We start from the raw sequence: 15,143 nt of genomic DNA on the forward strand, positions 1-15,143 counted from the left end.
AATTAAATAGCTAGGACTTTTTGTTAATCAGATATTTATAAAAATTTATTTTTTAATTTGTTGGTTGACCAAATTCACTTCTTTGAGCATCTATTAAAATTTGAGTTGCTTCTTCTTGTCTTCTAATACTTTCTTCTTCAGAAATTACACCATTATCTCTGTCTTCCATTGCTTTCATTTCCATTTCATACTTTTGTTTTCCAGCTTCTTCAATAGCTGGTGTTCTGCATGGTTCTGGTATTTCAGGATAGGCATTAGCACAAAAGTCATTCAATTCATTAGCTTGATTATTCTGATTCTGAGAAACTTGCTCTTGTTCAACCGGCTGTTCGACACTTTGTTGTTCTTGAAGTGGTTGTTCTGAAGTATTTACTTCTTCTGTTACTTGTTGCTCATTAGTTATATTATCTTCAGTAGTCTCTTCTTCTGTTTTAGGTTCTGATTCCTTAGTTGCTTCTTTATCTTTTGAATCATTTTTTTCTTTATCTTCTTTTTTAGTTTCTTTCTTGTCTTTTTTCTCATCTTTTGGTGCAGGATCTAAAATTGATTCTTCTTTTTTCTCTCCACATGCTCCTAATACTAGTAATAATGATAATAATAAAACAATTAGCTTTTTCATATTTCTCCCCCTTATATAAATATAATATTATTAATTTGATTATAATCTAATTACACTTGATTAGTATAGACTTTTTATATTTATTTTTGAGCGGAAAATTCTATTTACTCTTCTACACCTTCAACCTATCATTTGAAATAGACAACATAAATGAAATATGTTAATTTATATATAGAAAAAGGGTGACACACATATTGTGTATCACCCAAGTGAGCCCGTTAAAAAGACGGTGACTTTGTATAAATGCTTAAATAACCATCAAACTCGGTCAAAGTTAGTGATGGTTATTTTTTTTGGTTTTCTTTAATCATGACTAAAGCAATGACAGTAAAGACTATCATTAAAATCTCATAGTCAGACATGTTATTCCTTTCTAGGAGTAACAACTATAACCATAGGCATCACCCCTTTATAAGAGATTAGCCACCATCTATCTAACTTGATCATTTTTAATTAAATTTAGCATAATATTGTCTATAAATAAATGCTGCATTTAGCTGTAATTTAAGCACCTAATCAACTTGATTTTCAAATACAGTTATAGCCTTTAAAAAGTCCTAACTAATCAAATTAGCTAGGACTTTTTCTTAACCTCTGTGTTAAAACTTTCTATTCAAATTAAAATAACTTAACATCTCTTCTGCTATCCTTTTACATGCTTTTTTATCTGAATACTTATATATTTTATCTAAATTATTTTTATGTTCTTTATACATTGAAGTATTTATTAATTCACTCATTAACTCATCTTGAGTAGTTATCACTTTACCTGGCAATAAGTCAGTTGTTTCTTCCACAAAATCATCACCTAATATTTCTTTAGGTCTATAATATAATACCTTTTTATGCATTAAAGCAAAATCTAATCCAACACTAGAATAATCTGTTATCAAAACCTGATACTCAGCTAATAAATCTTTAACATCATGATCACGTTCTGAAAGAATTTCAATATACTCCGAAGAAAAAAGTTTATTAAATACTTGGAAGTTACGATGCAAATATAAAGATACTTTATATCCTTTTTCCTCAATTAATTCATAAATCTTAGGGTTATTGATTAATGTTTGAAATTCTTTATAATATTTTGATTCCATGAATTTTTCATCAGAGAATGTATGCATCCCTGTTCTCCAAGTAGGCATGATCAAGATTTTATTCTTATTTTTAAATTTTTTATATTTGTCTTTTCTAGTTTTAATAACTTCATCAAATCTTGGTAACCCGGTCAATATTATTTCATTATTTTCAAAACCATAATCTTTATGGACCAATTCTCTTTCTCTATTAGAAGAAACTACAAATAAGTCTGCGATTTTATCGTTAGGTTTTCTACCATAAATTGAACTTACATCTTTTGAACCAATAATGCCATGTTGCAGAAATACCCTATTCTTTTGATTTATCATTTGTTCTGTTTTATTAGTAGCAAATGGTAACACATATCCTGCCGAGTGAGAATGACAAATAACGCTTGCATTATATGCAATTGCTAAATTCTCTTTAGATTTGTAATAAATAACATGATTTTCATATCCTTTTAAATTTTCTAAATCATTACTTGCTGAACTGATCAAATAATAAATGTTTAATTTTTTGCCATATTTTTTTACTAACCATTTAAAAAATATAAGACCATTTTCCTGAGCTTTTTCTGGATACTCTAAGCAAACAATACTTTCTTTGTTATTGTCTCTTTGCATTACTGATCCTGAAATATAGTATTGATATGTATCTTTTGGAACTGGAATAAGCCTCATTGAAAGATTTCCATATATCGTGGGGTATGGTCTACAAAGCAACATAAACGTATCGCTAAATTCTAGCCAATTTCCGTCATTAATGAGATATTTATTTTGCTGTGAAAATTTTAATCTAGCATAATATTTGGATATCAACATTTCGTCAATTTGATAATTTATACTTATATCATATATATCTGAATTATATTTATAAAAAGGCACATCCCCCATAAATAAATATTCTAATTCCTCTAACTTAATCTCAAGTTGAGCTGTAACTTTAAAAGTATTCATATTTTGATTAATATCTATTATTTTTCCATTAACTATAATTTCAATATCTTTATTTCTTACTTTTATTTTGCCTTCAATATAAGTAGGCTTATAGTTGTAACATTCAAAACTCATTTTCATTATTAATTGATTATTAACAACATTTACATCTTCTAATACACCATTTTTATTGTAGAAGTTTAATAATGCTGGCCTTTTATTATATATCACAGCAATTTTATTTTCTTTAGTTATATATATGTAATAAGTAGCTTTCTTTTTCTTAATCGATGTATGTCCAAATTTATGTATTTCATTATTTACAATTATATCTTCATCATGTTGACTTTTAAAAAATAAAGGCTGATTTTTTTCCTTTAATAATTCTTGTAGGTCTTCAAATTTAATCACTATTTTGCCGTTTACGGAATCAAATGACTTATTAATGCCATTGTTTGATAATTTTATTTGTGATTCTTTTAGATTTTCAATCACAAAACATTCATTTTCTACTTTAATCTCCAATTATTTATCCCCTTTTCTTTTTATAATTCTAACAATTGAATTGTAGATATAAAATCATATGAATTAATAAATTATTACTATTAATTTGATTATAATCTAATTAAGCTCGAACAGTATATGTTGTTTGTATTTATTTTATAAAAAGTCCCAACTAATCAAATTAGCTAGGACTTTTAAAAGCGTACAAGTGCAATTTATACTGTCATTTGAAATAGACAACACAAATGAATGCGACAATATTAAAAGATACTGATTTTAAAGATAATAACATTCTTTTAACACTAGAACATATCAAGTCTGAAACGATTGATGGTATAAATCATTTGTTCTTCAACATGATTGTTACTTATGAAAAAAGTAGTATAGAAAAAGAAATTATTTTATTTGAAGACGATATCTTAGACTCAGATATTAATAATTTTACCAATGATTCCCCAGACTATTTCTTTAATGAACCAGATTTTTGGTTTACAATTATTCAATAGAATCCTTTAATTAAAGAATTTGGATTTAAGCTTTTTAAATAAAACTACTACACCTAAAATTATTACTACCACTATAATTAGTGAAATTGGTCCTCCTACACCTATTAGCATATTGCACCTCCTAAAACGATTTTGAATTTTATATCAAAATACTCAATTATTAGTATTATCTCATTCATTGTAAATATTTTACATAATCTCAATTTTATTATAATATGAATCAATAAATTTTAATAGTTATAGTTAGCAAAGCTATATCTAAAAGCTCACACAAAAAACACGTAACATTATTGGTAGAAATGTATACAATTTTATACAAAAAAACGATCATATATATCAAATGGGTGAATCAAATCAATGAAAAGTATTAACATTTTATTAAATTTATTACCAACTGAATTGCAAAGAATGTTAGAAAACGAAGATATGCATAATATTTTAATATATTTTATGTCAAACGATATTTCAGATGAAAAATTGGCATTTTATTTATCTAATCTTGCTAATCAAGTTAATACAATTGAATATCATGAAATGGCTGCTAGCCTCTACCATTTTCATTTTAATTATATAGATGGTGCTTATGATTTAGCTTATTATCATTATTGGCAGTCGTTAGAGATTTCACAATTTAAAAATCAAAATCTGTTAAATGAGTTTTTAAAAATTCTTGATGAACCAGATTTTGATATGATTACAAATGAGAATATAAAATTTGTTGCCAATAAAGCTCTTGAAAAAGATTCTAAAAATAAGCTAGCAATTAAATATGCTAATTAATCCCTCTTTCAATCATGATGATTATAAGAGGGATTTGTTTTTATGAAAGATTGGTATTTAGGAACTATGCTCTCTGTTAAAGTACTCTAGTGATCCCAATATAATAGTTGACAAAATCAACTATTAATTTTATGCTTAGATAGTTGCATAATACAACTATTAAGGAGTGGACGTTTTGGCTATCAAAGATATTAGACATTTTAATCGTTACTACACTAGAATCCTAGGGATATTCGATAATAATGTATTTAAACTCAAATATTCATTAATTGAAATGAGAACTTTAGGTGAAATTGGCAGACACGATAAAGTTACTGCTCAATCTCTTTGTAAAATACTTAATATTGATAAAAGTTACTTAAGTAGAATTGTTAATAAGCTTATAAAAGAAAACTTAGTTTATAGAGAACGTAGTGAACAAGATAATAGATATTTTTACCTTTCATTAACAAATGAAGGTGTGAAATTAAATGAGTATGTTGAGAAAGCGTCAGATGATAAGATTCAAGAACTTATAAAGGACTTAGATGATGCCGAAATTAAAGAACTTCAAGATTCAATGAATAAGATTGAAAATATTTTAAATAAACACATTAAATTGGAGGAATAATTAAATGATTTCTTTTGAAAATGATTATTTAGCTGGTGCGCATGAGAAGGTTTTACAAAGATTAATCGATACTAATTATGTACAAGAATCTGGTTATGGAAATGATCAATTTACGGCAGAAGCTAAAGATAAAATTAAAGAAGTTATAAAATCTCCAAATGCTTCTATATATTTCTTGGTAGGTGGCACTCAAACCAATCAAGTCGTTATCAATTCAGTACTTAAACCATATGAAGGTGTCATTGCTGCTGATACTGGGCACATTAGTACTCACGAAGCTGGCGCAATTGAGCATAGCGGACATAAAATTTTAACACTTCCTTCAACTCTTGGCAAAATTTCGTCTCAACAAGTAAATGACTATATTGAGACTTTTTATGAAGATGCCAATCATGAACATATGGTATACCCAGGAATGGTGTATATCTCATACCCTACCGAATATGGCACATTATATAGTAAACAAGAACTCACTGAGTTATCCAACGTTTGTAAATCTTACGACATACCATTATATATAGACGGTGCTCGCTTAGGATATGGATTAGCAAGTGACGAAGCAGATTTAACAATTGAGGATATAGCTAACATTGCGGATATCTTTTATATTGGCGGGACTAAAATAGGTGCACTATGTGGTGAAGCTATAATATTCACAAATCAATACGAACCTAAACACTTTACGACATTGATCAAACAACATGGCGCATTGTTAGCAAAAAGTAGATTAATAGGCGTACAATTTACTGAACTGTTTACTAATAATTTATATATGGAAATTAGTAAACATGCGATAGATATGGCATTAAAATTAAAACAAGCCTTTATTAATAAAGGGTACCAGTTATACCTAGACTCACCTACAAATCAGCAATTTTTTGTAATGCACAATGACAAGATCAAAGAGCTAAGTCAACATGTTAAATTCTCACAATGGGAAAAATATGATCATAACCATAAAATAGTCCGCTTCGCTACAAGTTGGTCTACAACTGAAAATGATATAGCTACATTAATAGAATACATTTAAATAATGATAATCCCCAAAAATAATTTCACTATATATTTGCTAATGATTATATTCATTCGTTAAACTAGAAATAGAAAAATATAGGAGTGTAATTATGAAACTTAGAGCACTAGAAGTTAGTGATTTACCATTTGTCCATAAATTGAACAATGAATATTCAATTATGTCTTATTGGTTTGAAGAGCCTTACGAATCTTTAACGGAACTTCAATATTTATTTGATAAGCATTTATTAGACGAATCAGAAAGACGGTTTATTGTAGAAGATGGGAATCAAGTTGTGGGAATAGTAGAATTAGTTGAAATTAATTATATTCATCGTAATTGTGAAATTCAAATAATTATTAAACCAGAATTTAATGGTAAAGGGTATGCTAAATTTGCTTTCGAAAAAGCAACAAGCTATGCATTTGATATATTAAACATGCATAAGATCTATTTATATGTTGATACAGATAATGAAAAAGCAGTTCATATATACGAATCTCAAGGTTTTAATATCGAAGGATTACTTAAAGAACAATTTTATACAAAAGGTAAATACAAAGATGCATATATTATGGCATTATTAAAACATGAATATATTTCGTAGCAACATATGTTTCGTTATAGATAATCATAATGAACAATATGTACGTATAGCAGAAAATTAAAGTTTATAATTCTTTTTATCGAAATATTTGTGTTAAATATAATTGTAAGGCCAACCCCCTCTCACCCATTGCGGTTGAGAGGGGGTTTACTATACTAAATTTAACTGTAAATTCATCATACTTTAAATAGTTTATAAATATCTACATCCAACATATCCATATTTATTATTGACATAAGTATAAATAAAAGATACTATTTGTACTAATCCTTAGTAAACAGATAGGATTAATATAATTAATATTTAACAGGAGGCTATTACATGAATAAAATTATTATATTTGCTTTAGCTGGATTTTTAGCAGAATTAGTAGATGGTTCCCTTGGAATGGGATATGGCGCTTCATCTGCATCAGTATTACTTACATTTGGAGTTGCCCCTGCTATAGCATCAGCAACAGTCCATTTTGCCGAAATTCTTACGACTGCCGCAGCTGGAACATCACATTTAAAGTTTAAAAATGTCCACAAGCCATCAGTCTTGAAACTTGCTATCCCTGGTTCAATTGCTGCATTTATAGGTGCATTCTTTTTAAGTAATATTAATGGTGATTTCATCAAACCATTTATCTCAATTTTCTTATTATCTTTAGGTATTTATATCATTTACCAATTTCTATTTAAAAATAAACCAGATGAACCAAAAATTACTGGTGTAAAAAAGATATCTAATTTTGTTTTAGTACCACAAGCCGCAGTAGCTGGATTACTTGATTCAATTGGAGGTGGTGGCTGGGGACCCGTAAACACGCCTATGTTATTATCAAGTAAAAAATTAGAACCAAGGTACGTTGTTGGTACAGTTTCAGCAAGTGAATTTTTTGTAACTGTTGCTTCTTCGATAGGCTTTTTAATATTTTTAGATTGGTCATCAATCAATTGGATTTTAGTATTATCCTTAAGCTTAGGTGGCGTAGTAGCTGCTCCTATATCAGCTTGGTTAGTAAAATCTTTACCAGTTAGTGTCCTTGCAATAGGAGTTGGAGGTCTTATAATATTTACAAATGTAAGTTCGTTAGCAAGCTTATATATTAATAATTCACATATTATTTGGTCTATTAAAATACTGATCATTCTATCTTGGTTATCATTAGTATTGGTAACATTTTATAAAAGTAAATTTAAAAAATTAAACACTAGTACATAAAAATAAGACAAAAACCCCCTCTCAACTATTACGGATGAGAGGGGGGTTACTGTTTCATATAATGTTAAATGACTATGAAAACAATATCTATTACCTTTTTAAATTTAGAAAAAGATGTACACTTGATTTTGTCAAGGTATTACCATAATATAACATATAGATAAAAGATATCGCTTATTTATCCATAGATATATTATAAATAACTTGTATAAATCAATAAAAAAGGGGGGAAGCATATGACTATAGTGATGTGGATTAGTATAATTATAGCAGTTTTTATAAGTGGTGGCGGTGTTTTATATGCTTACACTTATGGTAAGAAAAAGAAATGATTTTTCTAAGACATTACTAGATACATCCTCAAACCATTCTATAGTTTTTATATCCTATGAAAACATAAAAAAGAATAAACTCGCAATTACTATCTTTGACAAAATATTGTATAATTTTTTGGAAAGGATGTGGGTTCTTTTGGAAATTTTAGCAGAATTTATAATATTCATAATTTGTACTTTTTTTGTATCGATCTGTGTTAACTTTTTAAATCGCAATGACAAAAGACTTCCTTGGAAAAATGTATTCATGTTTGCAACTATTTTTTCTATAACTATATGCCTTATTTCTTTAATACTACAGCTTTTATCACCTTAAAATTAAGTACAATCTAAAACAATTATTACTCTAACACATCTAATATAAAGATGTGTTTTTTTATTGCTGTTGCAATACTGTGGCAACGAAAATAAAAAGCCCATAACCACAAGGGTTATAGGCTATATAATGGAGACGGCGGGAGTTGAACCCGCGTCCAGAGATCCTGATACAAATGTTTCTACGTGTGTAGTCTAGTCGTTAAGGTTTCGCGTTGTCTCAGGGGACTGACACCCAAAGACAATGCTAGCTTGATTAATCTCTTCTCGTCAGACTTCAAACGGCAGTGACGAGCGTATCCTACTTAAGTTGAATCACGTTAACGGCACATAGGCGATGCGGTTAGGTGATGCAGAGTGCTATTACGCAGCTACTGCTAAATTATCTTGTTTGCCAGTTATTATAACTGTTGTGTTGATGACGAAGACAACCCTCCGACACGCTTCATAAGCTCGGGGACCCCTGTCGAATCCGTAACGTCCCCTCAATAAGAAATATACTTCCTTTTAACAGAAGTATATTTAATCTTAACAATTTTTGATTGATTTTTCAATACAAATTGCTTAATATCGTTGTTTCATTGCTCTTTCAACGTCACGTTTTGCTTCTTTTGCTTTTAATGCATGTCGCTTATCATAGTCACGTTTACCTTTAGCTACACCTAAAAGAACTTTGCAGTAACCGTTTTTAATGTAGAGTTTAAGTGGGATTAATGCATACCCTTTTTCTCTTGTAATACCAAAGAGTTTATCGATTTCTTTTCTTTTTAAAAGTAATTTACGGTTTCTCAATGGATCATGATTAAATCGGTTACCTTCTTCATATGGCGCGATATGCATGTTATATACATACATTTCTCCATTAAATACACGCGCATATGAATCTTTTAAGTTTGCACTACCTCGGCGAATGGATTTGATTTCAGTACCTTGAAGTACAATACCCGCTTCAACCGTATCTTCTATTGTGTAATCATGGCTTGCTTTACGATTTTGTGCTAATGGTTTACTTTGAACTTTTGGCACATCCATCACCTACTTTCTATTTTTTCTTTCGTCTTGCTTTGTTTTTCACAGCTTTTGCTTTGTAATAAGGCTTTTTATTTTTCTTACCTTGCTTAACTTGATTGCCACCTTGTTTACCTTTAGCTCTACCTTTTTTATGCTTATTAGGTTTATCTTGTTCTTTAGCTGTACCTCGTTTTTTAGCTTTGATTGTTTTTTCTCTTGCTAAACGTTCTCTATTCTTTTCAGCTATTGGCATACCAACAATTTGAAAATCAATCATACGCTCATCAACGTTAACATTAATTACTTTAACTTCGACTTTGTCACCAATTCTAAATACTTTAGCTTGGCGCTCACCTATAATGGCCATATTACGCTCATCAAAGTTGTAGTAGTCATCTGTTAAGTTAGAGATATGCACCATACCTTCAATTGTGTTCTCTAGCTCTACAAACATACCAAAGTTCGCTACTGAACTGATAATACCTGTAAACACTTCTCCAACGTGTTGAATCATATACTCTGACTTCTTCAAGTCATCTGTATCACGTTCAGCGTCAATTGCTCTTCGCTCACGTTTAGATGTATGGTCAGCGATGTCTGGCAACATTTCTTCCCAATGTCTAATTTGTTTACTGTTCATAGATTTTTCAATTAAATATTTACGAATTAATCTATGCACAATCAAGTCAGGATATCTTCTGATTGGAGATGTGAAATGTGTATAGTAATCTGCTGACAAGCCAAAATGACCTAAATTATCTTCACTATATCTAGCTTGTTGCATACTTCTTAACATTAAAGTAGAAATAACCATTTCTTCTTTCTGTCCAGCAACTTCTTCTACAATTTTCTGTAATGTTGCAGGGTGTATGTCTTCACTTGAACCTTTAACAGCAAGTCCAAAGTTTGAAATAAATTCAAAGAATTGGTTTAATCTTTCTGCTTTTGGATTCTCATGGACACGATAGATAAATGGCACTTCGAGTTTACTAAAGTGTTCAGCAATCGTTTCGTTAGCAGATAACATAAAGCTTTCGATTAAACGCTCTGCGTCATTTCTTTCTCTCACTTTAATGTCTGTAGGTATACCATCTTCATCTACCAATACTTGTGCTTCTTTAATATCAAAATCAATTTCCCCACGTCTTTTACGTTTAGCGATTAATTGTTTTGATAGTTGTTGTGCTAAATCAAGCATTGGTGTGATTTCTGAATACTTTTCACGAATGTCTTGATCGTCATTTTCAATAATGGCATTTACATCTGAATATGTCATTCTATAATCTGAGTGAATAACACTTTCAAAGATATCATGTCTGATGACTTCACCTTGTTGATCTATTTCCATTCTACAACTCAATGTTAATCTATCTTCATGAGGGTTTAATGAACAAATACCATTACTTAATCTATGCGGAATCATAGGTATTACTCTATCGACAAGATATACACTTGTTGCTCTGTCATATGCTTCTTTGTCTAACTCACTATTTTCTGTTACATAGTAGCTGACATCAGCAATACTAACTGTAAGTTCTGTTAAGCCATTGTCTAAAGCTTTTACAGAGACAGCGTCATCTAAATCTTTTGCGTCTGCACCATCTATTGTGATTGTAAGTTCATCTCTTAAATCTCTTCTACCTTTAATTTCGTCTGGGCTGATTTGATCTGGTACATTTTCAGCTTCTTGAATAACATTGTCAGGAAATTCAATATTTATACCATGTTGATATATGATAGATAAAATATCGACACCTGGATCATTCTTATGACCTAGAATCGCTTTAACATGACCTTCAGGATTATGCGTACCATCAGCATACTCTGTAATTTCTACTAATACTTTATGACCTTCAATTGCACCAAGATTTTTACCTTTAGGAATAAAGATATCTTGTGTAATTCGTTTATCATCAGGTAACACGAAACCGAAATGTTTCGCTTCTGTATAAGTACCAACTACTTGCGTAATATTACGTGTCGTAATTGCTTTAACTCTACCTTCAATCTTACCTTTATGATCTCCACGAGATGGCACAACTTCTACTAATACTTCATCGCCATCCATCGCTTTATTAATTTGATTAGGTGGGATAAAGATGTCTTCTATTGTGTCATCTTCCGGTCTTAAAAAGGCAAATCCTTTTTTGTGTTGACTTAAAGTACCTTTTACAAGGTCTGATTTCTTACTTTTCTTCTTATATCTATCCGTTTTTGTTCTTTCTAGTTGACCCGTTTGTTCTAAATCAACTAGAACTTTAATTAATTCTTTAAATGAATCAGCATTACTAAGTCCTATTGCATCTTGAAATTCACTTACGGTCATAGGACTGTATTCTTTATCATTGATGATTTCTTCAACTTCTTCTCTTAGATTCATAGTGGGCCTCCTTTCTCGTTTATATTATGTGTGTCTTACTCGGACCAATCTAATGATTCTAAGAATTGATACACGTCTTCAAATACTTGTTCTTTTTCTTGTCCGATTGTTATAACATGACCAGATTCTTCATACCATTTAATATTTTTGTCATCAGAAGATGATTCATTATAAATAATATTAGCTGAATCAGGGTTAATCATTTCATCTAGTTTACCTTGTACAACAAACAATGGATCAAATACTTCATCTACTTGATCTCTCACACCTTGAATTGTTTCTTGTAAATCTTTCAAAGTATTCGTAGGATGAAAATGTTTCATTTCTTCTTCAATTTGTTCAGGTGTTTTGCCTTCATACTTTTTAAATTCTCTAGCATAATCTAACACACCTTCAAACATCGTGCCTTCAGTTTTTATATACATAGGTGAGCACATTGTTACAATACCTTTTACATCTCTGTTTAAACTTAATTTCAAACTAAATACGCCACCTAGCGATAATCCAGCTACTGCTATTTCAGTATATCCTTTTTCTTCTAAAAAATCATATGCATCTAAACAGTCTTTAAACCATACATATGGACTTGATTCCAATATCTCTTCTGGTGGTCTACCATGACCTTCATAATGCGGAGCATATGATGTATACCCTTTTTTCTGTAAGTAACGTCCTAATTGTCTAACATCTGATGAATTACCTGTAAATCCATGTAAAAGTAATACTGCTCTTTTTCCTTCTTCAAAAAAGAAAGGTTTAGGTAATTGAATTCTCATGAATGACCATCCTTTAACATAATCTAGTTCTATTGTATCGTTTTTTTACTTGTATATAAATAAAAAAGTCCGACAATACAGTCGGACCACTACATTTTGAAGTAAGTAATTGCTAACATTAATAAGAAAAATAAAATTGCTAAAATAATTGTAACTCTGTGTAAAATTAAATCTATTCCACGTTGTTTTTGTTTTCCAAATAATTGTTCTGCTCCGCCACTAATTGCACCAGATAAACCAGTACTCTTACCTTCTTGAAGTAATACGACGGTAATCAATGCAATACAAACGATGATTAATAAGACGATTAAAAATGTATGCATGGACTCGGTCCTCCTGTCTATTATAACAGTAGCATTATAGCATATTTACAATATGCACTCAAGTTTTCATTAATGATACTCAACCGATATACCTAACGATGCTAACATTTCAAAATATGTTGGGCAAGTCTTTGATACACATGAAGGATCTAATAATTTAATCCCATCAACTTTAGTACCCATTAAACTTAATGACATTGCAACACGGTGATCATCATAAGTATCTAAAGTTGCTGCCTTTACATCACCTGGCGTGATAGTCCAACCATCTTGATGTTCAGTAACTTCAATACCTAATTTTGTTAAACTTTCTGTTAATGCAGATACACGATTACATTCATGATGACGTATATGTTCTACACCTGTAATTGTGATTGGACCATCAGCAAATACAGCTAAACTTCCAATTGTTAAAGCTTGGTCTGAGCAAGCATTCATATCAATTGTTAAGTTCCCTTTTAATTGTTCAGGACCAGAAATCACAACATAATCAGGACCTTTTTCAACAGTTGCACCCATGCTTTCAAGAATATCGACAACTTCTAAATCAGGTTGATGACTTTCCATATTTAAATGATTAATTTTAATCGTAGACTTATTAAGTGCTGCTAATGCCATGAAATAGCATGCTGTAGATAAGTCAGCTTCTAGTGGTAAAGTAGCTGCTTCATACTCACCTTGTTCTACTTTCATATGTGTATAATCATCTGATACATCTACATGTATCCCAAATTGTTTCATCATTTCAATTGTAATATCCACATAAGCGCTTTGAACTATCTTAGTCGTAAGTTCTATTTCAGTTGGTTTGTTAAATAAAGGTGCCGCCATTAATAAACCACTGATAAATTGACTTGATTGATTACCAGCAATTGAAACTTTTCCGCCCGTTTCCGGTGCACCTTTTATAGTTACAGGTAACTGACCTTCTTTTTCAAGATACGTTAGTTGAACACCTAATTGTTTTAACGCATCGTGCAAAGTCTTATGAGGTCTACCAGCAAGTTGTTCAGTTGAAGTAATTGTGATTTCACTTTTCTCTTGAGTCCCTAAAATACCTGGTAAGAATCGAGCAGTCGTACCAGCAGAACCAATAAATACTTGTTGTTTCTCAGGTAACTCTGAACGATTAATACCTGTAATATGAAGTTCATCACCTACTGCTTCAACAGTAGCACCTAATTTTTTAATTGTTTCCATACACCAGTATGTGTCATCACTCTTTAAGTATCCAGATAATTTAGAAGTACCCTTACTAAAACCAGCCAAAATAAAAGCACGATTCGTTACACTCTTACTACCCGGAATCATGACTTCTTTATTAAATGCTTCTTTAATAGGATGAAGAGATAATTGATCCACATCATCTAAACTAGACCAAGGTGATTTTGCACTTTTTAAATTAATCGTCATTATGATCCTCCTATAAAATTCATTGCCTCTATTATAGAACATTTTCAAATAGAATGAAATGATAAAATAGTATTGGTTTAAAGCGTTAAAGAATTTGTTTGGTAATGTGGTTGTGGGAGATGAGAGGTATATAGTGTGTAAGGTTTAAATGTATAGTGTGGGATTTCTTGGCTTTATTTGATGTAGGGATACAACTTGGGTGATCTCTTGGCTTAAGTTAGAAGTTAAGCTATGAGTTAGGCAATCTCTTGGCTTTATTCAGAAGTTAAGCTACGACTTGGACCATCTCTTGGCTTTATTCCGTAGTTAAGCTACGACTTGGGCTATCTCTTGGCTTTATTCAGTAGTTAAGCTACGACTTGAGACATCTCTTTGCTTTATTCAGAAGTTAAGCTACGACTTGGACCATCTCTTGGCTTTATTAGGTAGTTAAGCTACGACTTGGGCCATCTCTTGGCTTTATTTAGGAGTTAAGCTATGACTTGAACCATCTCTTGGCTTTATTCAGAAGTTAAGCTATGACTTGGACCATCTCTTGGCTTTATTCAGAAGTTAAGCTACGACTTGGGCCATCTCTTGGCTTAAGTGAGAAGTTAAGCTACGACTTGGGTGATCTCTTGGCTTAAGTTAGAAGTTAAGCTACGACTTGGGCTATCTCTTGGCTTTATTCAGGAGTTAAGCTACGACTTGGGCTATCTCTTGGCTTTAATAGGAAGTTAAGCTATGAC

13 protein-coding genes and 1 other RNA gene are annotated in these 15,143 nt (G+C 30.7%); 6 read left to right on the plus strand and 8 right to left on the minus strand.

All coding sequences use genetic code 11. The features are described from left to right. Positions 1-52: 52 nt before the first annotated feature. Both LQ677_RS03350 and LQ677_RS03355 read right to left on the minus strand, forming a co-directional pair. Positions 53-619 (minus strand): hypothetical protein, encoded by a 567-nt coding sequence (locus tag LQ677_RS03350; RefSeq protein ID WP_191836308.1) that lies wholly within the window; start codon positions 617-619, stop codon positions 53-55. A 599-nt stretch (positions 620-1,218) separates the two neighbouring features. After that, a complete protein-coding gene (locus LQ677_RS03355) occupies positions 1,219-3,159 on the minus strand; it encodes a CDP-glycerol glycerophosphotransferase family protein (RefSeq protein WP_191836309.1) in 1,941 nt (646 codons plus the stop codon). Between the two features lie 224 nt (positions 3,160-3,383). Here LQ677_RS03355 and LQ677_RS03360 point away from each other — a divergent pair, with 224 nt between their 5' ends. The 6 genes from LQ677_RS03360 to LQ677_RS03385 all read left to right on the plus strand — a co-directional run bounded on the left by LQ677_RS03360 (position 3,384) and on the right by LQ677_RS03385 (position 7,862). Continuing rightward, complete coding sequence (locus LQ677_RS03360) at positions 3,384-3,644, plus strand: hypothetical protein (protein WP_191836310.1); 261 nt, start codon at positions 3,384-3,386, stop codon at positions 3,642-3,644. A 357-nt stretch (positions 3,645-4,001) separates the two neighbouring features. After that, entirely contained in the window at positions 4,002-4,424 is a 423-nt protein-coding gene (locus tag LQ677_RS03365; protein WP_126476632.1) for a hypothetical protein, read from the plus strand. Between the two features lie 175 nt (positions 4,425-4,599). Continuing rightward, a complete protein-coding gene (locus LQ677_RS03370; protein WP_191836311.1) occupies positions 4,600-5,034 on the plus strand; it encodes a MarR family winged helix-turn-helix transcriptional regulator in 435 nt (144 codons plus the stop codon). Positions 5,035-5,038: 4 nt separating this feature from the next. Continuing rightward, complete coding sequence (locus tag LQ677_RS03375) at positions 5,039-6,064, plus strand: threonine aldolase family protein (protein ID WP_191836312.1); 1,026 nt, start codon at positions 5,039-5,041, stop codon at positions 6,062-6,064. Positions 6,065-6,158: 94 nt separating this feature from the next. Then, complete coding sequence (locus LQ677_RS03380) at positions 6,159-6,656, plus strand: GNAT family N-acetyltransferase (protein ID WP_191836313.1); 498 nt, start codon at positions 6,159-6,161, stop codon at positions 6,654-6,656. Positions 6,657-6,977: 321 nt separating this feature from the next. Next, entirely contained in the window at positions 6,978-7,862 is an 885-nt protein-coding gene (locus LQ677_RS03385) for a sulfite exporter TauE/SafE family protein (RefSeq protein WP_191836314.1), read from the plus strand. A gap of 778 nt (positions 7,863-8,640) precedes the next feature. Here LQ677_RS03385 and ssrA read toward each other — a convergent pair. From ssrA to aroA, 6 genes are all read right to left on the minus strand, one after another. Further along, positions 8,641-8,997, minus strand: a transfer-messenger RNA (tmRNA) gene (gene ssrA, locus LQ677_RS03390). A gap of 79 nt (positions 8,998-9,076) precedes the next feature. Then, on the minus strand, positions 9,077-9,544 hold the full coding sequence (gene smpB / locus LQ677_RS03395; protein ID WP_037560253.1) for an SsrA-binding protein SmpB: 468 nt from the start codon (positions 9,542-9,544) through the stop codon (positions 9,077-9,079). 10 nt (positions 9,545-9,554) lie between these two features. Then, positions 9,555-11,903 carry a ribonuclease R gene (gene rnr, locus LQ677_RS03400; RefSeq protein WP_191836331.1) on the minus strand — a complete coding sequence of 783 codons (2,349 nt, stop codon included), beginning with the start codon at positions 11,901-11,903 and terminating at the stop codon, positions 9,555-9,557. A gap of 35 nt (positions 11,904-11,938) precedes the next feature. After that, complete coding sequence (locus tag LQ677_RS03405; protein ID WP_049319750.1) at positions 11,939-12,679, minus strand: alpha/beta hydrolase; 741 nt, start codon at positions 12,677-12,679, stop codon at positions 11,939-11,941. A gap of 89 nt (positions 12,680-12,768) precedes the next feature. After that, complete coding sequence (gene secG / locus LQ677_RS03410) at positions 12,769-13,002, minus strand: preprotein translocase subunit SecG (RefSeq protein ID WP_025906376.1); 234 nt, start codon at positions 13,000-13,002, stop codon at positions 12,769-12,771. 69 nt (positions 13,003-13,071) lie between these two features. Continuing rightward, positions 13,072-14,415, minus strand: a complete 1,344-nt coding sequence (gene aroA, locus LQ677_RS03415) for a 3-phosphoshikimate 1-carboxyvinyltransferase (protein WP_239748100.1) — start codon at positions 14,413-14,415, stop codon at positions 13,072-13,074. Between the last annotated feature and the right edge of the window lie 728 nt (positions 14,416-15,143).

Origin of the sequence: Mammaliicoccus sp. Q-M61 (assembly GCF_022386055.1) — a bacterium.
GTDB classification, from domain to species: domain Bacteria; phylum Bacillota; class Bacilli; order Staphylococcales; family Staphylococcaceae; genus Mammaliicoccus; species Mammaliicoccus sciuri_A.

What these genes read in the sequence shown, in the direction of transcription:
- secG (WP_025906376.1), bottom strand. Translation starts at nt 13,002, where the DNA reads ATGCATACATTTTTAATCGTCTTATTAATCATCGTTTGTATTGCATTG.
- aroA (WP_239748100.1), bottom strand. Translation starts at nt 14,415, where the DNA reads ATGACGATTAATTTAAAAAGTGCAAAATCACCTTGGTCTAGTTTAGAT.
- LQ677_RS03360 (WP_191836310.1), top strand. Translation starts at nt 3,384, where the DNA reads ATGAATGCGACAATATTAAAAGATACTGATTTTAAAGATAATAACATT.
- LQ677_RS03385 (WP_191836314.1), top strand. Translation starts at nt 6,978, where the DNA reads ATGAATAAAATTATTATATTTGCTTTAGCTGGATTTTTAGCAGAATTA.
- rnr (WP_191836331.1), bottom strand. Translation starts at nt 11,903, where the DNA reads ATGAATCTAAGAGAAGAAGTTGAAGAAATCATCAATGATAAAGAATAC.
- LQ677_RS03365 (WP_126476632.1), top strand. Translation starts at nt 4,002, where the DNA reads ATGAAAAGTATTAACATTTTATTAAATTTATTACCAACTGAATTGCAA.
- LQ677_RS03405 (WP_049319750.1), bottom strand. Translation starts at nt 12,679, where the DNA reads ATGAGAATTCAATTACCTAAACCTTTCTTTTTTGAAGAAGGAAAAAGA.
- smpB (WP_037560253.1), bottom strand. Translation starts at nt 9,544, where the DNA reads ATGGATGTGCCAAAAGTTCAAAGTAAACCATTAGCACAAAATCGTAAA.
- LQ677_RS03350 (WP_191836308.1), bottom strand. Translation starts at nt 619, where the DNA reads ATGAAAAAGCTAATTGTTTTATTATTATCATTATTACTAGTATTAGGA.
- LQ677_RS03380 (WP_191836313.1), top strand. Translation starts at nt 6,159, where the DNA reads ATGAAACTTAGAGCACTAGAAGTTAGTGATTTACCATTTGTCCATAAA.
- LQ677_RS03375 (WP_191836312.1), top strand. Translation starts at nt 5,039, where the DNA reads ATGATTTCTTTTGAAAATGATTATTTAGCTGGTGCGCATGAGAAGGTT.